The sequence below is a fragment of the Rhodanobacter sp. UC4443_H10 genome (assembly GCF_052978325.1).
Genome location: NZ_CM129668.1, coordinates 1511047 through 1536151, shown reverse-complemented (window position 1 = coordinate 1536151; position 25105 = coordinate 1511047). Strand labels below are relative to the sequence as shown.

27 protein-coding genes are annotated in these 25105 nt (G+C 69.0%); 19 read left to right on the top strand and 8 right to left on the bottom strand.

Features of this window, described 5'->3' with window-relative positions:
• Positions 1–3: 3 nt before the first annotated feature.
• From ACVCMB_RS07345 to ACVCMB_RS07330, 4 genes are read left to right on the top strand one after another with little or no spacing between them, the layout of a single operon-like run.
• Complete coding sequence (locus ACVCMB_RS07345) at positions 4–744, top strand: flagellar motor protein (protein ID WP_395119801.1); 741 nt, start codon at positions 4–6, stop codon at positions 742–744.
• Positions 741–1757, top strand: a complete 1017-nt coding sequence (gene motD / locus ACVCMB_RS07340; RefSeq protein ID WP_447106525.1) for a flagellar motor protein MotD — start codon at positions 741–743, stop codon at positions 1755–1757. Before ACVCMB_RS07345 ends, motD begins: the two co-directional genes overlap by 4 nt.
• Before the next feature lie 37 nt (positions 1758–1794).
• A complete protein-coding gene (locus ACVCMB_RS07335; protein ID WP_447106524.1) occupies positions 1795–2271 on the top strand; it encodes a chemotaxis protein CheW in 477 nt (158 codons plus the stop codon).
• Positions 2261–2614: a DUF2802 domain-containing protein gene (locus ACVCMB_RS07330; protein ID WP_447106523.1), complete on the top strand. Its 354-nt coding sequence runs from the start codon at positions 2261–2263 to the stop codon at positions 2612–2614. The genes ACVCMB_RS07335 and ACVCMB_RS07330 overlap by 11 nt, the downstream gene beginning before the upstream one ends.
• A 150-nt stretch (positions 2615–2764) precedes the next feature.
• Here the strand turns inward: ACVCMB_RS07330 and ACVCMB_RS07325 are convergent, their stop codons facing one another.
• Together ACVCMB_RS07325 and fliK are read right to left on the bottom strand one after the other, a co-directional pair.
• Complete coding sequence (locus tag ACVCMB_RS07325; RefSeq protein ID WP_395119797.1) at positions 2765–3016, bottom strand: EscU/YscU/HrcU family type III secretion system export apparatus switch protein; 252 nt, start codon at positions 3014–3016, stop codon at positions 2765–2767.
• Entirely contained in the window at positions 3013–4158 is a 1146-nt protein-coding gene (fliK, locus tag ACVCMB_RS07320) for a flagellar hook-length control protein FliK (RefSeq protein ID WP_395119796.1), read from the bottom strand. Before fliK ends, ACVCMB_RS07325 begins: the two co-directional genes overlap by 4 nt.
• On the opposite strand from fliK, the gene ACVCMB_RS07315 reads away from it, so the two are divergent.
• The 11 genes from ACVCMB_RS07315 to ACVCMB_RS07265 all read left to right on the top strand — a co-directional run bounded on the left by ACVCMB_RS07315 (position 4151) and on the right by ACVCMB_RS07265 (position 15710).
• Positions 4151–4759, top strand: a complete 609-nt coding sequence (locus ACVCMB_RS07315) for an STAS domain-containing protein (protein WP_395119795.1) — start codon at positions 4151–4153, stop codon at positions 4757–4759. The two genes, fliK and ACVCMB_RS07315, sit on opposite strands and share 8 nt — an antisense overlap.
• Positions 4760–4773: 14 nt before the next feature.
• Positions 4774–5136, top strand: coding sequence for a response regulator (locus tag ACVCMB_RS07310; protein ID WP_136257427.1), 363 nt, complete (start codon positions 4774–4776; stop codon positions 5134–5136).
• A 10-nt stretch (positions 5137–5146) separates the two neighbouring features.
• Complete coding sequence (locus ACVCMB_RS07305) at positions 5147–7195, top strand: chemotaxis protein CheA (RefSeq protein WP_447106522.1); 2049 nt, start codon at positions 5147–5149, stop codon at positions 7193–7195.
• Positions 7196–7343: 148 nt separating this feature from the next.
• Complete coding sequence (locus tag ACVCMB_RS07300; protein ID WP_447106521.1) at positions 7344–9056, top strand: methyl-accepting chemotaxis protein; 1713 nt, start codon at positions 7344–7346, stop codon at positions 9054–9056.
• Positions 9057–9245: 189 nt separating this feature from the next.
• Positions 9246–9752, top strand: a complete 507-nt coding sequence (locus ACVCMB_RS07295) for a chemotaxis protein CheW (RefSeq protein WP_136257424.1) — start codon at positions 9246–9248, stop codon at positions 9750–9752.
• 14 nt (positions 9753–9766) lie between these two features.
• A complete protein-coding gene (locus tag ACVCMB_RS07290; RefSeq protein WP_447106520.1) occupies positions 9767–11491 on the top strand; it encodes a methyl-accepting chemotaxis protein in 1725 nt (574 codons plus the stop codon).
• A gap of 2 nt (positions 11492–11493) precedes the next feature.
• Positions 11494–12366, top strand: a complete 873-nt coding sequence (locus ACVCMB_RS07285) for a CheR family methyltransferase (RefSeq protein WP_395119791.1) — start codon at positions 11494–11496, stop codon at positions 12364–12366.
• Positions 12366–13016, top strand: a complete 651-nt coding sequence (gene cheD / locus ACVCMB_RS07280; protein WP_395119790.1) for a chemoreceptor glutamine deamidase CheD — start codon at positions 12366–12368, stop codon at positions 13014–13016. The genes ACVCMB_RS07285 and cheD overlap by 1 nt, the downstream gene beginning before the upstream one ends.
• A gap of 99 nt (positions 13017–13115) precedes the next feature.
• Positions 13116–14207 (top strand): protein-glutamate methylesterase/protein-glutamine glutaminase, encoded by a 1092-nt coding sequence (locus ACVCMB_RS07275; protein ID WP_395119789.1) that lies wholly within the window; start codon positions 13116–13118, stop codon positions 14205–14207.
• 15 nt (positions 14208–14222) lie between these two features.
• Positions 14223–15401: a methyl-accepting chemotaxis protein gene (locus ACVCMB_RS07270; RefSeq protein WP_395119788.1), complete on the top strand. Its 1179-nt coding sequence runs from the start codon at positions 14223–14225 to the stop codon at positions 15399–15401.
• Between the two features lie 9 nt (positions 15402–15410).
• Complete coding sequence (locus tag ACVCMB_RS07265; protein WP_395119787.1) at positions 15411–15710, top strand: STAS domain-containing protein; 300 nt, start codon at positions 15411–15413, stop codon at positions 15708–15710.
• Between the two features lie 202 nt (positions 15711–15912).
• Here the strand turns inward: ACVCMB_RS07265 and ACVCMB_RS07260 are convergent, their stop codons facing one another.
• From ACVCMB_RS07260 to ACVCMB_RS07235, 6 genes are all read right to left on the bottom strand, one after another.
• Positions 15913–16272, bottom strand: a complete 360-nt coding sequence (locus tag ACVCMB_RS07260) for a hypothetical protein (RefSeq protein ID WP_395119786.1) — start codon at positions 16270–16272, stop codon at positions 15913–15915.
• 178 nt (positions 16273–16450) lie between these two features.
• Positions 16451–17470, bottom strand: coding sequence for a magnesium and cobalt transport protein CorA (locus ACVCMB_RS07255; protein ID WP_395119785.1), 1020 nt, complete (start codon positions 17468–17470; stop codon positions 16451–16453).
• 45 nt (positions 17471–17515) lie between these two features.
• Entirely contained in the window at positions 17516–18697 is a 1182-nt protein-coding gene (locus ACVCMB_RS07250) for a lipoprotein N-acyltransferase Lnb domain-containing protein (protein WP_447106519.1), read from the bottom strand.
• A gap of 35 nt (positions 18698–18732) precedes the next feature.
• A complete protein-coding gene (locus ACVCMB_RS07245; RefSeq protein WP_395119783.1) occupies positions 18733–19590 on the bottom strand; it encodes an HlyC/CorC family transporter in 858 nt (285 codons plus the stop codon).
• Positions 19591–19764: 174 nt separating this feature from the next.
• The gene (gene ybeY / locus ACVCMB_RS07240; RefSeq protein ID WP_447106518.1) at positions 19765–20262 is read right to left on the bottom strand and encodes an rRNA maturation RNase YbeY; all 498 of its coding nucleotides are present in this window, start codon (positions 20260–20262) and stop codon (positions 19765–19767) included.
• A 26-nt stretch (positions 20263–20288) separates the two neighbouring features.
• Entirely contained in the window at positions 20289–21305 is a 1017-nt protein-coding gene (locus ACVCMB_RS07235) for a PhoH family protein (RefSeq protein ID WP_447106517.1), read from the bottom strand.
• Between the two features lie 100 nt (positions 21306–21405).
• Here ACVCMB_RS07235 and ACVCMB_RS07230 point away from each other — a divergent pair, with 100 nt between their 5' ends.
• Genes ACVCMB_RS07230 through ACVCMB_RS07215 form a run of 4 tightly spaced genes read left to right on the top strand, consistent with a single transcriptional unit; the run spans position 21406 to position 25092 of the window.
• Positions 21406–22080, top strand: coding sequence for a TetR/AcrR family transcriptional regulator (locus ACVCMB_RS07230; protein WP_447106516.1), 675 nt, complete (start codon positions 21406–21408; stop codon positions 22078–22080).
• Positions 22077–23045 (top strand): HlyD family secretion protein, encoded by a 969-nt coding sequence (locus tag ACVCMB_RS07225; RefSeq protein WP_447106515.1) that lies wholly within the window; start codon positions 22077–22079, stop codon positions 23043–23045. The genes ACVCMB_RS07230 and ACVCMB_RS07225 overlap by 4 nt, the downstream gene beginning before the upstream one ends.
• Entirely contained in the window at positions 23042–23986 is a 945-nt protein-coding gene (locus tag ACVCMB_RS07220; RefSeq protein ID WP_395119778.1) for an ABC transporter ATP-binding protein, read from the top strand. Before ACVCMB_RS07225 ends, ACVCMB_RS07220 begins: the two co-directional genes overlap by 4 nt.
• Complete coding sequence (locus tag ACVCMB_RS07215) at positions 23983–25092, top strand: ABC transporter permease (RefSeq protein ID WP_447106514.1); 1110 nt, start codon at positions 23983–23985, stop codon at positions 25090–25092. Before ACVCMB_RS07220 ends, ACVCMB_RS07215 begins: the two co-directional genes overlap by 4 nt.
• Positions 25093–25105: the final 13 nt, after the last annotated feature.

The following is a 25105-nucleotide window of genomic DNA, read 5'->3' as shown; positions in this document are numbered from 1 at the left end:
CGCATGGACAGAATCAGCATCATCGGCACCATCCTGGGCTTCGTGGTGATCGTGATGGGCACCGTGCTCAAGGGCTCCACCGTGGAAGCGCTGTGGAACCCGGCCGCGTTCGTGATCGTGTTCTTCGGCACGCTGGCCGCGCTGCTGGTGCAGAACCAGGGCGCGGTGATGAAACACGCGCTGAAGATGATGAAACTGATCTACCGGCCGCCGCGGCACGAGCCGCGCGACCTGATCAGCCGCATCGTGGGCTGGAGCGAAATCTCGCGCCGCCAGGGCCTGCTCGGGCTGGAGCCGCAGATCGAGTCCGAGAGCGACCCGTTTGTCAGCAAGGGCCTGCAACTGCTGGTCGACGGCGGCGAGCCGGACACCATCCGCAGCGTGCTGGAAGTGGACATGGACACGCGCGAGGCGATCGACCTGGCCGGCGCCAAGGTCTACGAGAACGCCGGCATCTACTCGCCCACGCTGGGCATCATCGGCGCGGTGATGGGCCTGATGGCGGTGATGCAGAACCTGGCAGATCCGAGCAAGCTCGGCCACGGCATCGCCGCGGCCTTCGTGGCGACGATCTACGGCGTGGCGCTGGCCAACCTGTTCATGCTGCCGATGGCCGCAAGGCTGAAGAGCCTGGTGGGCAAGCAGTCGCAGATGCGCGAGATCCTGGTCGAAGGCCTGGTCTCGATCGCCCAGGGCGACAACCCGCGCCAGATCGAAGCGCGCCTGCAGGGTTACGTCGCGTGAGGCGGCATCGCCACGAAGAGCACCAGAACCACGAGGCGTGGGCGATCCCCTATGCCGATCTGATGACCCTGCTGCTGGCCTTCTTCGTGGTGATGTACGCGGTGTCGGTGGTCAACGAGGGCAAGTTCCGCGTGATGTCCGAATCGCTGCTGCAGGCCTTCAACGGCAACAGCCAGGTGATCGCGCCGCCGCCCGCGTCGGAAGGCCAGCGCCAGCCGGCCGCGGCCGTGCCGATCCGCCATTCCGTCAACCGCAGCAACCCGGTGACGCTGCCGTTGCCGCTGCAGCGCCCGCCGGCGCCGGGACGCGGCGGCGCGCAAAGCATGCACGACATCGAGAACCAGGTACGCAAGGCACTGCAGCCGCTGATCGACCGCAAGCTGGTGGTGGTGCGCCACACGCCGAACTGGCTGGAGATCGAGATCCGCACCGACATCCTGTTCCCCAGCGGCGTGGCACAGCTTTCCACCTCGGCCAACGCGGTGCTGGAGAACCTGGCCGGCATCCTGGCCCGCTTCCCCAACGCGTTGCGCGTGGAAGGCTTCACCGACAACGTGCCGATCAGCACCGCGCAATATCCGTCCAACTGGGAGCTCTCCGCCGCGCGCGCGGCCAGCGTGGCGCGCTTGTTCGCGATGACGGGCGTGGCACCCGACCGGCTGGGCATCATCGGCTGGGGCGAGGTGCGTCCGCTGGCCACCAACGACACCGCCGAAGGCCGCAACCAGAACCGTCGCGTGCTGGTGGTGGTGATGAACGAGCGCACGGGCGAGCCGCGCCAGCAGCTCGATGCGCAGCGATGGAGCGAGCTGGCCGGCCCGGCCGCGGCGCCTGTCGCGAATGCTGCCGCACCCGCGCCTGCACCCGCTGCGGCCAGCGGGGCAGGCCTGCTGCCGGTCGTGCCCGCGGTGATCGCCGTCCATCCCGCCGACCCGCTGCCTGCCGCGGTCCCGCCCGCCGTGCCGGCCGATGCGCCGCATCCGGTCGCGCGCAACCTGAGCCCGGATCGGTGAGCGCCATGCCTCTGTTCAACCTTGCCGGACCCTGCCCATGAACGCGCCCGCCCGCGCACCCGCCGCTGCCGCCGGGCACTGGCTCACGTTCCGCATCGGCGCGCAGCTCTATGCCGCGCCCCTGGAGGCGGTGAACGAGGTGATCCGCGACGGCGACATCACCCCCGTGCCCGGTGCCGCCGCCGACGTGCTCGGCGTGCGCCACCTGCGCGGACGCATCGTGCCGGTGCTCGATGGCCAGCGCCGCATGGGCGTGGCGAGCGCGCCGCTCGATCCGGCCAGCGTGCGCATCGTGATGCTGGCCCACGCCGAACACCTGGTCGGCCTGCGCGTGGGCGCGGTCGGCGAGCTGCTGCACAGCGACGGCATCGAGATCGAACCCCCGCCACCGGGCCGCGCCAGCCGCCGCGACGATCCGGTCACCGGTGTACTGTCATGGCAGGGTGGATTCGTGGCCCTGCTTGATGTATGTCGGTTGTGTCGACTGGGGGGAGAAGCGGGCCATGTGGCTTGAGATCGGGATCGGGACGCTGCTGGTGCTCGCGCTGGCGCAATCGGTGGCCTTGCTGGGCCTCTGGCGCCAGTCGCGGCGACTGCAACAGCGCATCGAGCGGATAGCGCACGACGCCGCCCACGGCTTCACCGACGTGCCGACCTCGATGCTGGTTGCCGCGCTTGGCCGCGTCGAGCGGCAGATCCGCCACGCCGAGCAGCAACCGCCGCCCACCCGCCAGTCCTACGAGCTGGCCCAGCAACTGGCCCGCGAAGGCGCCGACCTCGACCAGCTGGTAAGCCGCTGCGGCCTGTCGCGCGACGAGGCGCGGCTGGTAATGCAGATGCATCCGGCCGGTTCCTGACGTCGGCTGGAATCAGCGCGCCGGTGTCGCGCTCCCGCAGGAGCCCGCTTGCGGGCGATGCTTTTGTTTTCGCGATTCCCGATTCCCGGCCAAAGGCATCGCCCGCAAGCGGGCTCCTGCCGTTTCCGGGTCGGCCGGCGCGCCTCGCGCCTACTCCTCCGCCGCGTCGTAGATCGTCGCCAGCACCGAGGCGGCGGCGGCGTAGAGCTGCACGGGGATGTCGTCGCGCAGGCGCAACGTGGCCAGCAGGGCGGCGATCTGCGCGTCGTGGTGCAGCGGCACGCCCATCTCGCGGGCGCGCGCCAGCAGCAGTTCCAGCGACTGCGGCGACATCGGCGCGGTTTCCTCGCTGGCACCGGCCAGGCGCAGGCTGACCCGCTTCGGTGGCGGCTGATCGTTCATGCGGTGGCCTTCAGCAGCAGGGCACTGCTGCCTGGCGGGTGCGGTATGCCGACCTGGCAGCTCAGCTGGTCGAGCAGCACGCCGCAGGCGGCCAGGCGCTGGCGCAGCGGGGTGAACTGGCGCTCCAGTTTCTGCGCAGTCTCGATGCGCTCGGCCCACAGTCGCACCGACAGCCGCGGCTCGTTCAATTGCAGCTCGCCCTGCACCGGGCCCAGCGGGGGCAGGTCCAGCGCGAAACCCAGTGTCCAGCCCTTGCTGCCCTCGGCGCCGTCGGTGCCGAACTCCAGCTTGATCTGCAGCACGTCGTGGCCGTCCTTGCCCAGCAGCGGCACCTCGATGATCCAGGCCGAGGCGGGATGGGCGCTGGCATCGAGCTGCGCCACTTCGATGCGTGCCAGCGCGGCCTTCACGTCGCCGTGCAGGCGGCGCAGCAACTGGGCCACGTCGTCATCGCCGGTCAGCGCCGGCAACGGCAGCGGCAGGCGCGGCTGCGACTGCAGTGCGCGCTGCAGCAAGGGTGGCGCGGCGTCGCCGCGATCCGATGGCGGCGGCGCCGGCGCACGCCGGTCGAGCAGGCTGGCCAGGCGCAGCAAGGCGCCTTTCCAGTCGTCGGCGGGCGGCATCGGCTGGCCGGGGCGCGGTTGCAGCAGTCGTGATTCGAAGAACAGGCCGCTGCGCCGGATCGCCTCGCGCAGGCCGTCGCCGCGGGTGATTTCCGCCGGCGTGCGCAGCGCCTGCTCCAGCACCGCCAGCGCGGTGCGCACGTCGGCCGGCAATTGGCGCAGCGCCGGCCGCTGGGCCAGCGCGGAGAGCGTGGAAAGCAGCGGCGTGTAGCCGTTTTGCTGCGGCAGGCGTTCGCGCAGCATGCGCTGGAAAGTGGGGTCGGCCGCCTGGCTGAGCACCTCCAGTTGCGGCTGCGCGCCCAGGCTCAGCACACGCACCTGGAACTGTGCCGGCAGCTGGCTGTGCGACACGTCCGCCTCCACCGTGAGCGCGCCGATCTGCAACACCAGCAGGCCCTGCGGGTTCACGCCCAGCGGGCGCGCCGCCAGCACCGTGCCGATGCGCCAGCTCTGGGCAGTGGTGCCGGAGGCGGCGCCAGCCCAGGTAAGCGCGGCGAGGCTGATCGGTGGAATGTTCAAGCGTAAGTTCCTGCGCCTGGCGCGGATGGGAAAGGCGGCGGTCGCGAAGGTCATCGGCCGCTTGCGGGAATACTTGAGCGTGCCGTTTGGGCGCGCGACGCCTGCCGGCGCCGGCAGGGAAACCCGGGAGAACCCGGGCTGCCGTCATTCCCGCTTTCGCGGGAATGACGGCAAGAGGGCAGTTATTCGAGACTCCCTAAAGCGAACCGCCCGGCGGCCGATAGAGCAGGCGTCGGCGCACAACGGCGCGAACGGAGTCATCGAAATGGGCGGCAAGCGGGCAGCGAAGAACAAGCAGCCACCGGCGGCGGCCGACGGGGCCGCGGTGGTCTGCCTGCCGGCGGACTGCCGGCTGGCCGCGCAGATGGCGCTGAAGGAACAACTGCAGCAGGTGCTGCAACACGGCGACATCGTGATCGACGCGCAGGCGCTCGAGCGCGTCGACACCGCGGCGTTGCAGTTGCTGGTGCTGTTCCGGCGCGAGCTGGAACACAACGGCGGCGCGCTGGCCTGGCGCGGCACCAACGAGGTCCTGCACGAGGCCGCGGCCCTGCTCGGGCTGGAACAGTCATTGAACCTGCCGACGGCAACGTCGGCCTGACACGAGGTGGCAGCATGGCAAAGATTCTCGCGGTAGACGATTCGGCCTCGATGCGGGGCATGGTGGCCTTCACCCTGCGTGGCGCCGGCCACGAGGTGACCGAAGCGGAGAACGGCCAGCTGGCGCTGGACGCCGCCCGCGGCAACGCGTTCGAGCTGGTGCTGGCGGACGTCAACATGCCGGTGATGGATGGCATCGCGATGGTGCGCCAGCTGCGCGCGCTGGATGCGTACAAGGGCGTGCCGATCCTGATGCTGACCACCGAGTCGCACACCGAGAAAAAAATGGAAGGCAAGGCCGCCGGCGCCACCGGCTGGCTGGTCAAGCCGTTCGACCCGGAACAGCTGCTGGCCACCGTCAAGCGCGTGCTCGGCTGAAGGAATACCGATGGGCGCCGTCGACCTGACCCAGTTCCACAAGACCTTCTTCGAGGAAAGCCTGGAAGGGCTGGACGCCATGGAAGCGGCGTTGCTCGCGCTGGATTCGGGCTCGACCGACCATGAGCTGGTGCACACCATCTTCCGTGCCGCGCACTCGATCAAGGGCGGCGCGGCCACGTTCGGCTTTGCCGAGGTGGCTGCGTTTACCCACGTGGCCGAATCGTTGCTGGAGGAAGTGCGCAGCGAACGTCGCGGCGTGGACGGCGAACTGATCGACCTGCTGCTGCGCTCGGTGGATTGCCTGCGCGCGATGCTCGACCACACCAGCCACGGCCTGCCCGCGGCCGACGCCGACAGCGAGGCGCTGCGCGGCGAACTGGTGCGCCTGGTCAGCGGCGAGGCGGCCCCCGCGCCGGCCGCGACGACCCCCGCGGCAGCGAGCGTGGACGGCTGGGCGATCCGCTTCGTGGCCTTGCCGCACCTGTTGCAGACCGGCAACGATCCGCTGCGCCTGTTCCGCGAACTGCAGCAGCTGGGACAGCTCGACGTGTGCCGCGCCTTCGTGGTCGACGCGGCGCCGACGCAACTGGCCGAACTCGATCCGGGCCAGTGCTGGCTGGCCTGGGAATTGCGCCTGCATGGTGCCGTGGCGCGCGCCGACGTGGCCGCGGTGTTCGACTGGGTCGAGGGCGACTGCGAGCTGACGATCGAGCCGATCGCCGCCGCGTCTGTTGCGCCCGTTGCGCCCGTTGCGCCCGTTGCGGTCGCGCCGACCCTCGTCGCGCCACCGGTCGCCGCCCCCGCCGCCCCCGTCGCCAGCCCCGCGCCCGCCAGCGCGCCGCGCCCGGTTCGCGAAACGGCGGCCGCGAGCAGCGAGGGCAGCTCGATCCGCGTCGGCATCGACAAGGTCGATGCGCTGATCAACATGATGGGCGAGCTGGTGATCACCCAGTCGATGCTCAGCGACATCGGCGAACATTTCCACCTCTCGCAGCTCGAACGCCTGCGCGAGGGCCTGCTGCAGCTGGAGCGCAACACGCGCGAGCTGCAGGAGAGCGTGATGCGCATCCGCATGCTGCCGATCGGTTCGGTGTTCAACCGCTTCCCGCGGCTGGTGCGCGACCTCGAGCGCAAGCTCGGCAAGCAGGTGAAGCTGGAACTGCACGGCGAGCACACCGAGCTGGACAAGACGGTACTGGAAAAGATCGGCGATCCGCTGGTGCATCTGGTGCGCAATGCGATCGACCACGGCCTGGAATCGCCGGAGCAGCGCCGCGCCGCCGGCAAGAACGAAACCGGCACCTTGCGGCTGGACGCCTACCACGAAGGCGGCAACATCGTGGTGCAGATCAGCGACGACGGCGCCGGCCTCAACCGCGCCGCCATCGTGGCCAAGGCCGAGCAGCGCGGCCTGATCCGCCCCGGCCAGGAAGTGGACGATGCCGAAGTGGCCGAGCTGATCTTCCAGCCGGGCTTCTCCACCGCCGCGCAGGCCACCGACCTGTCCGGCCGCGGCGTGGGCATGGATGTCGTGCGACGCAACGTGCGCGACCTCGGCGGCAGCGTCGGCGTGCGCAGCCAGAGCGGCAAGGGCAGCGTGTTCACCATCGCCCTGCCGCTCACGCTGGCCATCATCGACGGCCTGGTCACCGCGGTGGGCGAGGAGCGCTACATCGTGCCGCTGATCTCCATCGTCGAGTCGCTGCGGCTGCGCCCGGAGATGGTGCGCAAGATCGCCGGCGGCGGCGAGGTATTCCATTTCCGCAACGAGTACCTGCCGATCATGCGCCTGCACCGCGCGTTCGGCTGCAACGCGGCGATCACCGAGATCGAGCGCGGCATCGTGGTGGTGGTCGAGGAAGAGGGTCGCCGCGTGGGCCTGCTGGTGGACGACCTGCTCGGCCAGCAACAGGCGGTGGTGAAGTCGCTGGAGGCGCATTACCAGCGCGTGCAGGGCATTTCGGGCGCCACCATCCTCAGTGATGGTTCGGTGGCGCTGATCGTGGATGTGTGTGGCGTGGTGCGGTTGGGGCAGCGCGGCAAGGCGGCGGCCTGAACGTGCATGCCACGACGGCGCCTGCAAGCGTCCTTCAAGAATGGCGACGACGAACCCGGATGCGTTCGCCGGCGAGTGTTACGGCGCCTCTGCGCGCCGCCCCGCGCGGTCATGGTGGCCGGCGGGCCTTCTCTTCGAGGTGTTCGAGATGTTGTCGGCGATACGCGGTTTCTTTGATCGGCTCAGCCTGAACGCACGGCTGGTGCTGGTGATGTCGGTGGTCGTGCTGGGGCTGTTCGGCCTCACCATGTTGAACGCGGTACAGAAACGTGCCAGCCAGATGGACGGACTCGAAAGCCTGTTGCGCAGCCAGATCGAGTCGGCCGTGTCGGTGGCTGCCGCGTTCCACGAGCGCGCGGGCAAGGGCGAGTTCAGCGAGGCGGAGGCGCAGAAGCGCGCGTTCGCCCAGATCCACGACATGCAATGGAACAAGGGTGCCGGCTACGTCTTCGCATTCGACGACAAGTACACGTTGACCTCGCACCCGGTGATGCTGGACAAGCTCGGCACCAGCGTGCGCGACATGACCGACCAGAACGGCAAGGCGATCTTCCAGGCGATGCATGCCATCGACATGAAGGACGGCGGCGGGCTGACCTACTACGACTGGCTCAAGCCGAGCACCAAGCAGGTCGTGGGCAAGGTGACCTACTCCGAGCGCTATCAGCCGTGGGGCATGCACTTCGGCGCCGGCGCCTATTTCGATGACATCGACACCCAGTTCCGCCACACGCTGGAGGCGAGTCTGGCCGAAGCTGGGCTGGTGGCATTGCTGGTGATTGCGCTGGTGTGGCTGTCGATGCGCAGCATCCGTCGCAGCATCGGCGGCGAGCCGGGTTTCGCGGTGGCCATGGCCACGCGCATCGCCAACGGCGACCTGGGCAAGGACGACGGTGGCAAGACGTTTGCCGCCGGCAGCCTGCTGGCCGAATTGGCCCGCATGCGCGACCGACTGACCGGCATCGTGGGCGAAGTGCAACATGGCTCGGAGGCGGTGAGCAGCGCAGCGCAGCAGATCGCCAAGGGCAACGACGACCTCAGCCAGCGCACGCAGGAGCAGGCCTCCAGCCTGGAGGAAACCGCCGCCTCGATGGAGGAGATGACCTCCACCGTGAAGCAGAACGCCGAGAACGCCAGCTACGCCAACCAGCTTGCCAGCGGCGCGCGCGAGCAGGCCGAGCGCGGCGGCGAGGTGGCCGCGCAGGCGGTGGCGGCGATGGACGAGATCAATGCCTCCAGCCGCAAGATCGCCGACATCGTGGGGCTGATCGACGAGATCGCGTTCCAGACCAACCTGCTGTCGCTCAACGCCGCGGTGGAAGCCGCGCGTGCCGGCGAGCAGGGCCGCGGCTTCGCCGTGGTGGCCAGCGAGGTGCGCAGCCTGTCCCAGCGCAGCGCGGCGGCGGCGAAGGAGATCAAGGGGCTGATCAACGAAAGCGTGCAGCGGGTGCAGGCCGGCAGCGCGCTGGTCGACCAGTCCGGTGCGGCGCTGACCGGCATCGTGGAGAGCGTCAAGAAAGTCACCGACATCGTTGCCGAGATCGCCGCGGCCAGCCACGAGCAGTCCGCCGGCATCGACCAGGTCAACCGCGCCGTGATGCAGATGGACGAGGTCACCCAGCAGAACGCGGCGCTGGTCGAGGAGGCCGCCGCCGCCGCGCGGGCGATGCAGGAACAGGCGCTGGAACTGCAGCGGCAGATGAGGTTCTTCCAGCTCGGCGGCGCACCGTCCGATGCGCAAGCGCCCGTCGCGGCGCCGGAATCGGCACGCGTGGTGGAGCTGCCGCGCAAGGCGGTGGCTCGTGCTGCCGAGCCGGCGCCGCGGCGCGCGGCGGCCGCCGGCGCCTGGACCGAGTTCTGATTCTCCGTTTCGCGGTCCTCCCCGGGCGCTTGCCTGCCAGCGGCCGCCCGATGGCGGGACCGCGCCCGTCTTCCGCACGGCGCGGCAGCAGCGGCCGCGTCCCCTTTCCGCTCAAGTTTCCTGTCGCCGTGCCGACACAGGTGATGGCGGCACGGCGACCGCAATCGCCCATCACGAGGTAGCAGGCTCATGCACGAGAACACCGATGGCGCGGCACCGACGGTGCAGCAGCTGACGTTCAACCTGGCGGGCGAGGAGTACGGCGTCGACATCCTGTCGGTGCGCGAGATCCGCGGCTGGTCGCGCGTGACGCGCATCCCGCAGACGCCCGACCACCTGCTCGGCGTGCTCAACCTGCGCGGCGCGATCGTGCCGATCATGGACCTGCGCCTGCGCTTCGGCCTGGAGCGCGAGAGCTATGGCGACAGCACGGTGGTGATCATCGTGGCGGTCGCCGAGCGGTTGTTCGGCATCGTGGTGGATGCCGTTTCCGACGTGGTCGACATCGACCCGTCCGCGATCAAGCCGGTGCCCGACATGGGCGCCGTCGTGGACACCCGCTACCTGAAAGGTCTGGCCACCCATGTCGAACGCATGGTGATGCTGCTGGACGTGGACAAGCTGATGCGTCCGGAAGACGTGGAAACCCTGGACGCGGCGCTGCCGCATGTCCGCGAAGTCGAAGTTGCCGCCTGAATCGGGGAATGCTCATGAAGATCAAGAAAGTGCTGGCACGTTTCGCCAAGGTGCCCACCCTAACCGTCAAGGCGCGCCTGATCGGCGTGTTCGCGCTGCTCGGCGCGATGCTGGTGGCCGGTGCGGCGATCGGCCTGGGCGTGATGTCCTGGCAGAACGAGGGCATGCGCACGAGTTACGAGGAGGCGATGGTGCCGGCCAGCCTGATGGGCCAGCTGCGCGCCAAGTCGCTGCTGAATTTCATCGTGCTGGGCGAGGCCGCCGGCGCGATCGACAAGCCCAACCAGGTGAAACAGAAGGTCGCCGAGTCCGAGCAGATCCAGAAGGATATCGCGGCGGTCAACAAGCAACTGGCCGCCATTCATCTGAGCCCGGAGGTCGCCAAGAAATACAAGGACTACAACGACACCACGGGGGATTACAGCGATGCGCTGAAGGAGATCTACGACGGCCTCAATTCCAGCGACACCGGCACCGCCGACATGATGGACATGCAGCTGCGCCCGTTGCTGATGATGCGCCAGGACGCACTGGACAAGCTGGTCACCGCGCAGAGCGACGAAGTGCGTGACATCTACCAGTCGCAGGTCAAGCGCTACCGCTTCGTGCAGACCACCACGCTGGCGGCACTGATCGCCGGCCTGCTGCTGGCGCTGTTCGTGGCGGTGCGGCTGATCCGCTCGATCACCGGCGCCTTGCACCATGCGGTGAAGATCGCCGACCAGATCGGCGAGGGCAAGCTGGGCCATGACATCCGCGTGAACCGCAAGGACGAGTTCGGTCGCCTGCTGCTCGCCTTCCGCAACATGGACCAGCACCTCAGCGAGATCGTGGGCGAAGTGCGGCTTGGCTCGGATGCGGTGAGCACGGCCGCGCAGCAGATCGCCCGCGGCAACGACGACCTCAGCCAGCGCACGCAGGAACAGGCCTCCAGCCTGGAGGAAACCGCCTCGTCGATGGAGGAGATGACCTCCACCGTGAAGCAGAACGCGGAGAACGCCAGCCACGCCAACCAGCTCGCCCGTGGCGCGCGCGAACAGGCCGAACGCGGCGGTGAAGTGGCCGGCAAGGCGATCGCGGCGATGACCGAGATCGACGCCTCCAGCCGCAAGATCGGCGACATCGTGGGGCTGATCCAGGAGATCGCCTTCCAGACCAACCTGCTGGCGCTCAACGCGGCGGTGGAAGCGGCGCGCGCCGGCGAGCAGGGCCGCGGCTTCGCCGTGGTGGCCACCGAGGTGCGCAGCCTGGCCCAGCGCAGCGCCGGCGCTGCAAAGGAGATCAAGGGCCTGATCAGCGACAGCGAGGAGAAGGTGCGTACCGGTTCCGAGCTGGTCAACCAGTCAGGCAAGGCGCTGGCCGAGATCGTCGACAGCGTGAAGAAAGTCACCGACATCGTGGCCGAGATCGCCGCGGCCAGCCATGAGCAGTCCGCCGGCATCGACCAGGTCAACAACGCCGTGATGCAGATGGACGAGATGACCCAGCAGAACGCCGCGCTGGTCGAGGAAGCCTCGGCCGCTGCCCGCGCGATGCACGAGCAGGCCGACGAACTGGCACGCCAGGTGGCGTTCTTCCAGGTCGCCGAAAGCGGCCAGGCGGCGCCGGCCAAGGCGCCGGTCGCGGCCGCCGCCGCGGTGGAGACTGCCGCGGTATTGGCCGCCGTGCGCAAGGCGCAGCCGGCACGCGCGATGGCCGAGGCGGACGCCGCCGCGGCTGGTGCGTGGAAGGAGTTCTGAGCATGAACGCGACGGTCGACATGCCCGTCGCCGAGGTCGCCGGCGGTCCGCGCCTGGGCGACAGCGAGTTCGAGTTCCTGCGCAAGTTCGTCTACACCCATTGCGGCATCTCGCTGGGCGAGCACAAGCGGCAACTGGTGCAGGGGCGACTGTTCCGTCGCCTGCGCGCGCTTGGCCTGCAGCAGTTCAGCAGCTATTGCGAGCTGCTGCAGCGCGATCCGCAAAGCGAACTGGGCGAACTGGCCAGCGTCATCAGCACCAATGTGACCTCGTTCTTCCGCGAGGTGCACCACTACGACCTGCTGGTTGCCGAGCTGCTGCCGCGCTGGCTGGAAGACAAGCGTCGCAGCGGCGAGCGCCTGCGCATCTGGTCGGCGGGCTGCTCCACCGGCGAGGAGCCCTACGCGCTGGCGATGGTGCTGGCCGAGGCGATCGAGCAGCACGGCGCCAGCGGCGTGGACGCGAAGATCCTCGCCACCGACCTCTCGCCGCAGGCACTGGAAACCGCGCGCCGCGGCGTCTATCCGCTGGACCGCCTCGGCGGCATCAGCGACGCCCATCGCCGCCGCTGGATGCTGCGCGGCTCGGGCGAGTACGAAGGCCTCGCCAGCGTGCATCCGACGCTGCGCGAGCTGGTCACGATCCAGCCGTTGAACCTGCTGCACGAATGGCCGATGAAGGGCCCGTTCGACGCGATCTTCTGCCGCAACGTGGTGATCTATTTCGACCAGCCGACCAAGCAGCGCCTGTTCCGTCGCTACGCGGAGCTGTTGCCGGTCGGCGGCTACCTGTTCCTGGGCCACAGCGAGTCGCTGCACGGCATCAGCGAGGATTTCGAACTGATCGGCCGCACGGTCTACCGGAAACGCGGTTGATGGACGTGCAGCTGGCCGATCGACGCAAGGCGCCCGCGATTTCGGCGGCACCGCCGGGCTTCGAGCACCTGCGGCGCTTCTGGGACCCGGCGCAGGGCTGCATGACGGTCAAGGTGCTGCCCGGCGAGTTCTACGTCAGCGACCAGGAAGAAATGCTCAGCACCGTGCTGGGCTCGTGCGTCTCCGCCTGCATCCACGACGTGCGCCGCGGCATCGGCGGCATGAACCATTTCATGCTGCCCGAACCGGTCGGCGAGCGCGACAACTGGTCCTCCACCGTGGGCCGCGCGGCGCGCTACGGCTCGGACGCGATGGAGCAGCTGATCAACGCGATCCTCAAGGCCGGCGGCCAGCGCGCCGACCTGCGCGTGAAGGTATTCGGCGGCGGCCGCGTGCTGGCGCGCATGAGCGACGTGGGCCAGCGCAACATCGAGTTCGTGCGCCGCTACATCGCGGCGGAGAACCTGGAGCTGGTGGCGTCGGATCTCGGCGACGTGTTCCCGCGCCAGGTGCAGTTCTTCCCGCACAGCGGCCGCGCCCGCGTGCGCCTGCTCCGGCGCAGCGACGACGTGGCGCTGGTGGCCGGCGAGAGCGGTTACCTCAAGCGTTTGGCAAACGATCCGATAAAGGGTGAGGTGGAGCTGTTCTAGTGGCGGCGGCGGGGGCCGGAAGTGGCCGCACTGCTTCCGCCTCCGCGCTCGCGGCTCGTTTCGCACCACCCTCGACAAGACAAGGCAGAGAAGCAGGCAATGACAAGGGTGCGCGTTCTGGTGATCGACGATTCCGCATTGGTGCGCAAGCTGATGTCGACGATGCTTGCCTGCGATCCGGAGATCGAGGTGGTCGGCGCTGCCGCCGACCCGCTGATCGCCCGCGAGAAGATCAAGCAGCTCAACCCCGACGTGCTGACCCTTGACGTGGAGATGCCGCGCATGGACGGCATCACCTTCCTGGAAAACCTGATGCGGCTGCGGCCGATGCCGGTGGTGATGGTGTCGTCGCTGACCGTGGAAGGCGCCGATGTCACCTTGCGCGCGCTGGAAATGGGCGCGGTGGATTTCTTCGCCAAGCCCGACCACGACCTGGCCAGCCGCTTCGGCGAATGCGCGCAGGAGATCTGCGACAAGGTGAAGCTCGCCGCGCGCACCCGCCCGCGCGCGCGGACCACGGTGCGCAAGCTGGACGTGGCGCCGCGCCTGTCTGCCGACGCCGTGCTGCCGCGGGCACAGACCGCCGGCAGCCGCGGCGGCAGTCCGATCATCGCCATCGGCGCCTCCACCGGCGGCACCGAGGCGGTGCGCGTGGTGCTGGAGGCGATGCCGCCGGATGCGCCGCCGATCCTGGTCACCCAGCACATCCCGGCTGCGTTCAGCGGCCCGTTCGCCGCGCGCATGGATCGCTGCTCGGCGATGCGCGTGTGCGAGGCGCAGGATGGCCAGCCGATCCAGTCCGGCCATGCCTACATCGCCCCCGGCAGCCACCACCTGCTGGCGATGTGGGACGGCGCGAAATACGTCTGCCGCCTGCACGACGGCCCGCCGGTGAACCGGCACAAGCCCAGTGTGGACGTGCTGTTCCGTTCGCTGGCCGCCAGCGCGGGCGCGGCCACGCTTGCCGTGCTGTTGACCGGCATGGGCGACGACGGCGCCCGCGGCCTGCTGGAACTGCGCCAGGCCGGTGCCGCCACGCTGGTGCAGGACGAGGCCAGTTCGGTGGTGTGGGGCATGCCCGGTGCTGCCTGGAAACTCGGTGCCGCCGGCGAAATGCTGCCGCTGGACCACATCGCGCCGCGCCTGCTGGCGCTGGCGCGCCAACCGCTAGCCGGCGCCATGCGCGCCTGATCCGGGGATTCGATCATGACTTTCACGCCCTCCCTTCTTGCCGGACGCCCGCTTGCCGGCGTCGCCGCCAGCGCGCTGGCGCTTGGGCTGTCGCTGCTGTGGCATCCGGCCTGGCTGGCGCCGCTGCTGGTGGTGCTGCTGACCGTGGTGTGGATCGTGGAGACCTGCCACCGCGCCGAACCGGCCGCCGAACCGGTACCGGCCATCCATGCCGGGCCGGTGCGCGAGGCGCTGGAAGACGTGCGCGGCGCGCTGGTCGACGAACTCGGCCACGCCAGCCGCGAACTGCACCAGGGCCTGGGCCTGCTGCGCGATGCCGTCTCCGAACTCGGCGGCGGCTTCGACGGCCTCTCCAACAAGACCGCGCTGCAGCAGTCGCTGCTCAAGCAGATCATCGAGGTGCAGGACGGCGGCGTGTCGATCCAGGATTTCGCCAGCCGCACCGGCGACCTGCTGGAGCATTTCGTCGGCATGATCGTGCAGATGTCGCGCGAGAGCCTGCGCATCGTCTACCGCATCGACGGCATGGCCAAGGAGATGGATGCGGTGTTCGGCCTGCTGAAGAACGTCAACACGATCGCCGAGGAAACCAACCTGCTGGCGCTCAACGCCGCGATCGAGGCGGCGCGCGCGGGCGAATCCGGCCGCGGCTTTGCCGTGGTGGCCGGGGAGATCCGCAACCTGGCCAGCAACTCCAACCAGTTCAACGAACAGATCGGCAGCCACGTCGAACGGGCGCGCGCAGCGATGGAGCAGCTGCGCGGCCTGGTCGGCACGATGGCCTCGCAGGATCTCAACGTGGCGCTGTCGGCCAAGGGCGGCATCGACGCGATGATGGCCCACGTCACCGAGAGCGACGCGCGCACCAGCGCGGTGGCCGACCAGGTGGTGGAGATCAACCGCGGCCTGGGCAGCGACGTCTCCACCACGATCCGCTCGCTGCAGTTCGAGGACATCCTGAGCCAGCTGATCACGCAGACCCGCGCGCGGCTGGTGGAACTGCAGGAAATCACCGCCGATTGCACCCGCGACATCGAAGAGCTGGCCTGCGCGTCGATGGACGCCGAGGCGCTGGACGAGCGCGCTCGGCGCGTGCGTTCACGCCTCGCGGTACAACGCGAAAAGGCGCGCCTGCGCTCGCGCGGCCCGGCCCTGCAAAGCAGCATGGACGCCGGCGAAATCGAACTTTTCTGAGGATTGGCCATGATTGTTCACCACGACAGCGAAAGCGATTGCCTCAGCCTGCAACTGGGCGAGCGCTTCGATTTCAGCATCCACCGCGAGTTCCACGACGCCTGCCTCGGCGCCGGCCGCGTGGCACGCAGCTACCTGATCGATCTGGCCGAAGTCACCCACATGGACAGCTCCGCGCTGGGCATGCTGTTGCTGCTGCGCGAACACGCCGGCGCGGACCACGCGGACATCCGCATCGTCAACGCCGGCACCGAACTGCGCGGCACCCTGCGCGTGGCGGGTTTCGACAAGCTGTTTGTGTTGCATTGAGGGGCGAGGGATCAGCTTCAAGAGAGCCCTGTCCCCCGCGGCATTTCCCGCAGGAGCCCGCTCGCGGGCGATCCTTTGCGAGTCCCCGCCCTGATCCCCAATCCGGACAAGAGAGCATCGCCCGCGAGCCGCTCCTGCGGGACTCACACAGTAAAAAGGCTCCCGAGGGAGCCTTTTTTGCTGTTGATGGAAACCGGCAGGTTTACCAGGAGCGCACCTTCACCACGCTGGCGGTGAAGCTGGCGATGTTGCGCTCGTAATGGAACAGGCGGCCGAGGTCGAACGACACCGACTGGCCCGGGGTGATGTTGGAGGTGCCGGCCGGCCAGGCCTGCTTGGACTGCAGGACGTTGCCCGCGTCGTCCTTCAGCTCGATGCGGATCTGCGCCGCCGACGGCGTGGCGCAGCTGTTCACCAGCTGGCCGCGCAGGCTCAGCTTGCCGGCCAGGCCGCTGGCGGCCGACGGGGTGAACTCGGTGATGGCGAAATCCTTGACGGTGCACTCGGCGTGGACCGCCATCGGCGCCAGCAACAAAGCGGTGGTCATGAGCAGAGTTTTCATGGGTCGATGCATCCCCTGGGGTTTTGTGGTGAGTACTACCGTGTTCGGCCGGCGCGGGAAAATCTTTAGCCCCGCGCCCCATCGCCGCCGGAGCGGGACGGCGGGACAGGGCCCGGCAGGGGGCGCCGCGGCAGCGCGGGCGGGCGCGGATCAGGTCGTCAGCGGTGTCGAACGGGCGTCACAGCCACTTGTTGCGCTTCAGGGCCGCGTAGATGCCGCCCACCACGCCGGCCATCACCACGATGATCGCCGGGTATGCCCACGGCTGACCCAGCTCGGGCATGTGCTGGAAGTTCATGCCGTACCAGCTGGTGAGCAGGGTCGGCGCGGCCAGCATGGCGGCCCAGCCGGCGAGTTTCTTCATCACCTCGTTCTGGCCGAAGGTGACCAGTGAGAGGTTGACGTTGATCGCGGCGGTGAGCATTTCGCGCATTGCGCTGATCGATTCGTTGACGCGGAACACGTGGTCGTAGACGTCGCGGAAGTAGGGCCGCAGCTCGTCGGGGATCAGACCCTGGTGCAGCCGCACCAGCTGGCTGGTGATGTCCTGCAGCGGGGCCACGGCCAGACGAAGCGTCATCAGGTCGCGCTGCATGTCGTAGAGCCGGTGCACCGTGCTGCGCTTGAAGGTCTCGGCGAAGATGTCCTGCTCGAGCAGGCCCAGCTCTTCGCGGAAGTCGCGCACGATCGGCAGCAGGTTGTCGACGATCAGGTCGAGCACGCCGTAGAGACCATAGCTGGGTCCGTTGGCGAGCAGCTCGGGCACGTTCTCGCAGGCACGCCGCGCCGGGGCATACGACAGCGAGGCACCGTGGCGCACGGTGACCAGGTAGCGCGCGCCGAGGAAGATCTGCGTCTCGCCGAACTTCAGCTCGGCCTCGATCAGCTGCGCGGTCTGCACCACCAGGAACAGGGAGTCGCCGTAGGTCTCGATCTTGGTGCGCTGGTGGGCGGTGTGCGCGTCCTCGATCGCCAGGTCATGCAGGCAGAACTCCTCCTGCAGTTTTTCCAGCAGCGGCTCGTCCGGCTCGTGCAGGCCGACCCAGACGAAGGTGTCCGGCGCTGCCAGCACGTCGCTGATGGCGTCCAGGCTGATTTCGCCGAGGCGCGTGCCGTCGCGTTGGTAGGCGATGCAGTTGACCACCATCGGTTCGGCAACGGGCGCAAGTGCAGCAGGCGATGGCGAGGTCGGGAGCATGTCCCATGATGCCGTGCCCGTCGTGGCGGGGCAACGCGCGCGGGGTCAGCGGTTGCGGCGCAGGCCCCACGCCAGCGCCAGCCAGCACGGCAGCGCGAACAGCAGCCACGGCTGGTTCTGCTGCACCGTGCCGGGCAGCAGGTGCAGCGCGAGCGCGGCGAGCATGGCCAGCAACTGCAGCACGATCAGGCCGTCGACGAAGCGCGAGGCGGCGAAGCCGCGACGCGTGCGCCACAGCGTGGGCAGCAGCAGCCACGCCAACGGATTGAACAGCAGCAGGTTGGCGTTGGCCCAGGCGGAGTGGTGCGTGGTCAGCGTCCACAGGCCCAGCAACACCACGCCGACAAGACCGGCCAGCAGCAGGAACAGCGTGCCGAGCAGGGCATGGCCGAGCGGCCACCACAGCCGCGTGGCCAGCAGCAACGCACCCAGCAGCAGGCCCGCCGCGCCCAATGGCATGCGCAGGTCGGGCGGCGAGGCCGGCGGCGGAACGAGGCGGTTGGGCGACACCACGCGCTCGTCCTTTACCAGCGGTCGGCTGTCGCCGCCCGGCCCGGTGACCTGCACGTGGCGCAACTGCGTTTGCAGGACGGCGGGCAGGAAACTCTCCTGCCACGCCGTCAACGGCTGGTCGGCGTACGGCCCCAGGCCCAGGTCCAGCATCAGCATCAGCCAGGGTTGCGCGCTCATCAGCCGCACCGTCTGCTGGCGATAGGTGAATTCGCCCGCACGCGCCTGCAACTGGCTTTTCACGGCGCCGTCGAGTGCGCGATCGAAGGCGTCGCGCACGCGGGTGGTGCAGTTGTCGGCGTAGTAGTCGTAGTCGTAGACGGCGTTCTGCGGGCGCAGGTTCCACAGCAGGTCGTCGCGCAGGCGGGCGGCCTGGTCGGCGTCCAGCGCCAGCCGTTGGCGTGTCACCGAGCGGCCGACTTCGGCGTAGTAGGCCTCCTCCGGCGCGCTGGCTTCGGCGTCCATCATGTAATGCATGCGGCCGCGCGCGAAGTTGAGGAGAAAGTTCTTTTCCTCGAAGTCGAACACGCCGTAGTTGAAATTGACCGACTCGCCCGAGACGCGATCGCGCACCTCGATGGCGTCGTGGCCGAAGCGCTCCCAGTAGATGTCGCCGGGGCCGTAGGTCACCAGCGACACCTCGAGGTCGGTGCCGGGCGCCTCGGCGATGCCGGCGTGCGCCGGTGCCAGTGCGGCGAGCACGAGCAGGGCGAACATGACGGCGATTCGGCAGAGCGGGTCCATGCGCCGGATCAGGAGGCCAGCAGGCCGGGTTGCCGGACCACTCGGAACTGCTGCACGCGGCGGTCGTCCGCCGCGGTGACGTGGAACAGGTAGTCGCCCATCGCGACTTCTTCGCCGACCTCGGGCAGGTGGCCGAATTCGGCGGTGACCATGCCGCCGACGGTGTCGTATTCCTCGTCGGGGAAGCCGGCGCCGGTCTGCTCGTTGAAATCCTCGATCGGGGTCAGCGCGCTCACCAGCCAGTCGCCGCCGGGCTGTTCGTGCATCAGCTCGGGTTCTTCCTCGTCGTCGTGCTCGTCGTCGATCTCGCCGACGATCTCCTCCAGCACGTCCTCGATGGTCACCAGGCCGGCGACGCCGCCGTATTCATTGACCACCAGCGCCATGTGGTTGCGGCTGAGGCGGAACTCCTCCAGCAGCACGTTGAGCCGCATCGACTCGGGGATCAGCACGGCCGGGCGCAGGATCGAGCGGATGTCGAAGTGTTCGGTCGCGCCGAAGTACTTCAGCAGATCCTTGGCCAGCAGGATGCCGAGGATCTCGTCCTTGTCCTCGCCGTGCACGGGGAAGCGCGAGTGGCCGGATTCGACCACGGTGGCCAGCAGGTCGGACAGGGAAGAGTCCGCCGCGAGCATCACGATCTGCGCGCGCGGCACCATGACGTCGTCGACATCCAGCTCGGTGACCTTGATCGCCCCCTCGACCATGGTGAGGGTGTCGACGGAGAGCAGGCCGTTGCTCTGCGCGGCGCGCAACTCCTCAAGCAACTCGTTGCGGTTGCGCGGCTCGCCGGAAAACAGGTGGCCCAGTCGATCCCACCAGGTGCGGTGGGCCGGGCCGCTGGTACTGCCAGGGTCGTCGTTCATCACTCGTTGAAAATCAGCCCGGACGCGGGCGGAAGCTTGATTCTAGCGGAAAAATCCATCCCGGCCCGGCAGGGGCGCACGGTATGCGCGATCGCCCGGGGGCCGCGCAGGGCGGGCACGGCCCGTCATCGTCATACGGCGAAATGGCGGCGGGCCGGGTCCGCCCTGCAGCATTCAGGTGTACGGGTCGGCGATGCCGAGGCCGGCCAGGATGCGTGTTTCCAGCGCTTCCATGGCCTCGGCCTCGGTCTCCACGATGTGGTCGTAGCCGAGCAGGTGCAGCACGCCGTGTACCGTGAGATGGGCCCAGTGGTCGCGCGGCAATTTGCCCTGTTCGGCGGCCTCGCGCAGCACCACCGGCGCGCAGATCGCCAGATCCCCGATCAGCGGCAGCACCACGCCGGGCGGCAGCTCGGCGGGGAACGACAGCACGTTGGTGGCGTAGTCCTTGCCGCGGTAGTCGCGGTTGAGCGTACGGCCCTCTGCGGCATCGACGATGCGGATGGAAAGCTCGGCCGGCTTGCGCCGTTTGGCTCCGCGCAAGGCCGCCTCGACCCAGCGGCGGAAGCTGGCCGGTGCGGGCAGGCCGGCGCGCGGCACGGCGTAGCCGAGGTGGACGCGTGCGGGAGGCGGGAATCGGGAATCGGGCGTCGGCGGAGCAGGGCGAGGCATGGCTGGCGTCTTTGTGGCGATGTGGTTCAAGGCGACGGGGTTGGTTCTCGTCCATTCCCGCTTTCCGATCCTCCACTCCCTGCCTCCTCGAACGCCTCGTAGGCGCGCACGATCTTGGCCACCAGCGGATGGCGCACCACGTCGCGCGAGGTGAAGAAGGTGAAGCTGATGCCGGCCACGCCGCGCAGCACTTCGATCGCCTGGCGCAATCCGGAGCGCGTGTTGCGCGGCAGGTCGACCTGGGTGACGTCGCCGGTGATCACCGCCACCGTGCCGAAGCCGATCCGGGTGAGGAACATCTTCATCTGCTCGACCGTGGTGTTCTGCGCCTCGTCGAGGATCACGTAGGAATCGTTCAAGGTGCGTCCGCGCATGTAGGCCAGCGGTGCGATCTCGATCACGTTGCGCTCGATCAGCTTGGCCACCTTCTCGAAGCCGAGCATCTCGTACAGCGCGTCGTACAGCGGGCGCAGGTAGGGGTCGACCTTCTGTGACAGATCGCCGGGCAGGAAGCCCAGCTTCTCGCCGGCCTCCACCGCCGGGCGCACCAGGATCAGCCGCTGCACCCGGTTCGCTTCCAGCGCCTCGACCGCGCTGGCCACGGCGAGATAGGTCTTGCCGGTGCCGGCCGGGCCCACGCCGAAGTTGATGTCGTGGCTGGCGATGGCGTGCAGGTAGCGCGCCTGGTTCGGGCCGCGGCCCTTGATCACGCCGCGCTTGACCTTGATGACCACTTCCTGGGCGCCTTCGGCGGCCGACTCGGTGATCGCGTCGATGCCCGATTCGGCCAGATGCAGGTTGATCTTCGCGCCGGTCAGCGCCTCGCCGGCGGTGCTGGCGTAGAGCGCGCGCAGCACATTTTCGGCGGCGCGCGCCGGCGGGTTCTCGCCGATCACCTGGAAGATGCTGCCGCGGTGGTTGATCTCCACGCCGAGGCGCAGCTCGATCTGGCGCAGGTGTTCGTCGAACGGCCCGCACAGGTTGGCGAGGCGGGCGTTGTCGTCGGGATCGAGGGTGAAGTCGCGCTGGTTGAGTTCGCTCATAGGGGCGCGAGCGTAGCGCGCAGGCGCCGGAAGGACCATGCCGGTGGCGGTCGGCGCTGATGGGTTTGCAAATAATTAAACGATGAATTAATTTAGGCTCATGACTATTTCAGGCAAACGCGCAAAACCGCCGCGTCGCGCCGGACGCCCCAGCGGCGACGACCAGGATCTGCGCCGGCATCTGCTGGATGCGGCGTTGGGGCAGTTCGCGCGCACAGGCATCGCCGCCACCTCGTTGCGGGCAATCGCCACCGAGGCGGGCGTCACCCCGGCGATGCTGCATTACTACTTCGGCGACAAGGCGCGGCTGCTGCATGCCGTGATCGACGAGCGCCTGCTGCCGGCGCTGGCGCCGCTGCGCGCGCAGCTGGAGCATGCCGGCAGTGACCCGGTCGCGTTGACCGAAGCATTCGTGCGCGGGATCAGCGACGTCGTGGCAAGCCATCCCTGGCTGCCGCCGCTGTGGGTGCGCGAAGTGCTGTGCGAGGGCGGTGCGCTGCGTGAGGTACTGTTCGACCGCGCCGTGCCGGGCGTGCCGCAGCTGCTGGCGCAACGCTTCGCCGCGGCGCAGGCAAATGGACGGCTGAACCCGGCGCTGGACCCACGCCTGCTGGTCGTCTCACTGGTCGGCCTGACCCTGTTCCCTGCTGCCGGTGCGCCGATCTGGCGACGCGCATTCGATGCCGAGTCACTCGGCCCCGAGACCATGCTCCAACACACGCTGGCCTTGCTGGGGCAGGGCGTCGGCACGACGAAACGTGGAGAACCCGCATGAAGTTCACGACCGTGATCTGCCAGTCGCTGGCGGCGCTGGTGCTCGTCGTTCCCGCTGGTTGCAGCAAGCGGGTGCCGCAGGCGCTGGGTACGCTCGAGTTCGACCGCATCACGCTGCCGGCGCCGGCCGCGGAGCGCATCGTGGCGATCGACGTGCGCGAGGGCGAGCAGGTCAGGGCGGGCCAGCCGCTGCTGCAACTGGACCCCGCGCATACCCGCGCCCAGCTCGCAGCGGCCCAGGCCCAGCTGGAGCAGCAACGCGAACTCCTGGCCGAACTCCAGGCCGGGCCGCGCCGCGAGGACATCGCCAAGGCTCGCGCGAATCTGGCCGCAGTGCAGGCGCAGGCACGCGAAGCTCGCGCGTACTACAACCGTTTGCTGCCGCTGAAGGGCAAGAGCTACGTGGCCGCGGCCGATCTCGACCGCGCCCGCGCCGCGGCAGGCAACGCCGATGGTCAGACAGCGGCCGCACGCGCCGCGCTCGACGAGTTGTTGCACGGCACGCGTCCGGAACAGCTCGCCCAGGCGCAAGCCGCGGTCGCGGCGGCGGAGGCGCAAGTCAGCGCGCAGCAGGTGCTGCTGGGCAAGCTGGCCGTCGTGGCGCCGCGTGCCGGGCGCGTCGACAGCCTGCCGTACCGGCTGGGCGATCAGGCACCGGTCGGCGCGCCGCTGGCGATCCTGCTGGCCGGCGACGCGCCGTACGCGCGCATCTACGTGCCGGTGCAGCAGCGCGCAGGCATGCACGTCGGCGACGCCATCGACGTGTTCGTGGCCGACCGCGAAAAACCTTATGCCGGCAAGCTGCGCATGATCCGCAGCGAACCGGATTTCACCCCGTACTACGCACTGATCGGCGACGACGCGGCGCGGCTCAGCTATCTCGCCGAAGTCGCGCTGGGTGCGGACGCGGCGGAACTGCCCGCCGGCCTGCCGGTGCGCGTCGAGTTCCGCGGACCGGCGAAATGAATGCCGGCGCCGAAGGCGTGGCGATCCGCGCCCGCGGTTTGACCCGGCGCTTCGGCAAGCTGGTGGCGGTCGATCACGTCGACCTCGACGTGCCGGCGCGGCGCGTCTACGGCTTCCTCGGGCCGAACGGCTCGGGCAAGTCCACCACCATCCGCATGCTGTGCGGCTTGCTCACGCCAAGCGAGGGCGAGATCGAGGTGCTCGGCCTGAAGATTCCGGCGCAGGCCGACGAATTGCGTTCGCACATCGGCTACATGACACAGAAGTTCTCGCTGTTCGAGGACCTCGGCGTGCGCGAGAACCTGGAGTTCCTCGCCGCCATCCAGGGCGTGCCGAAGACGAAGACGAAACGCCGCGTGGACGAGCTGATCGAGCAATACCACTTCGGCGATCGCCAGCGGCAACTGGCCGGCACCCTGAGTGGCGGCCAGAAGCAGCGTCTGGCGCTGGCCTGTGCGGTGCTGCACGAGCCGCAATTGCTGTTCCTCGACGAGCCGACCAGCGCGGTCGACCCGGAATCGCGCCGCGATTTCTGGGAAAAGCTCTTCGAGCTGGCCGATGCCGGCACCACGCTGCTGGTCTCCACCCACCTGATGGACGAGGCCGAGCGCTGCCACCGGTTGGCCATCCTCGACCGCGGCGCACTGGTCGCCGACGGCACGCCGCGCGAGCTGACCGCGCAACTGGAAGGGCGCACCTTCACCGTCGAAACGGACGACCCGCGGGCCGCCCAGCGCGCGCTCGCCGGCGTGGCGGGCGTGCTCGGCGTGGCCCAGGTCGGCAACATCCTGCGCGTGCTGACCGACGCCGACGGCGCCACGCCGGACATGGACAAGGCGCTGGCGACGACGGGGCACCAGGCCGCGCTGACGGCGACGCCGCCGAATCTCGAAGACGTGTTCGTCGCCGCCACGCGCCGCGACGCGGAGCGCGCCGCATGAACGTGCGGCGGCTGTGGGCGATCGTGGTCAAGGAGCTGCGCCAGCTGCGCCGCGACCGCATCACGCTGGCGATGGTGGTGGGCATCCCGGTGATCCAGCTGGTGCTGTTCGGCTATGCAATCAACACCAACCTGCGCGGGCTCGACGCCGGCATCGTCGACCAGGCCAACAGCGCCGGTTCGCGCGCCCTGGTGATGGACATGCTGGCCACCGGCGTGGTGGCGCCGGTGGCGCGGGCGAACACGCCGCAGGAGTTGATGGCGATGATCCGGCGCGGGCAGGTCGGCATCGGCCTCGTGGTGCCGCCGGACTTCGAGCGGCGCCGCATCGACGGCCGCGCGGTGGCGCAGATCCTGGTCGACGGCAGCGACACGGCGGTGCAGGCCGCTGCCGCGCAACTGATGCAGGTGCCGATCGACAGCGCCGCGCCCGATACCCGCGCGCCGGCGACCAGTACCCCGGTCGGTGGGCGGATCAGCATGGTCGCCTTCTACAACCCGCAGCGACGCTCCGCGGTCAACATCGTGCCCGGCCTGATCGGCGTCATCCTGACCATGACGATGGTGCTGTTCACCGCCATCGCGATCGTGCGCGAGCGCGAGCGCGGCAACATGGAGCTGCTGATCGCCACCCCGCTGACCAGCTCGGAGCTGATGATCGGCAAGGTGCTGCCGTACGTGGCGATCGGCCTGGTGCAGACCAGCGTGATCCTGGCGCTCGGCACGTGGCTGTTCGCGGTGCCGATTCTCGGCAGCGTGGTCGATGTGTACCTGGCCTCGGGCTTGCTGATCCTCGCCAACCTCGCCTTGGGCCTGTTGATCTCCACGCGCGCGCAGTCGCAGTTCCAGGCGATGCAGATGACGTTCTTCGTGTTCCTGCCATCGATCCTGCTGTCGGGCTTCATGTTCCCGTTCGCCGGCATGCCGAAGCTGGTGCAGTGGCTCGCCGAGATCTTGCCGCTGACCCATTTCCTGCGCCTGATCCGCGGCGTGATGCTGCGCGGCGCGGGCTTGCGGGAGATGTGGCTCGACGTGCTGGCGCTGGCAGTGTTCACGCTGGCGATGATGGCGCTGGCGATATTGCGCTTCCGCAAGCGACTGGACTGACCCGCCGCTCCGC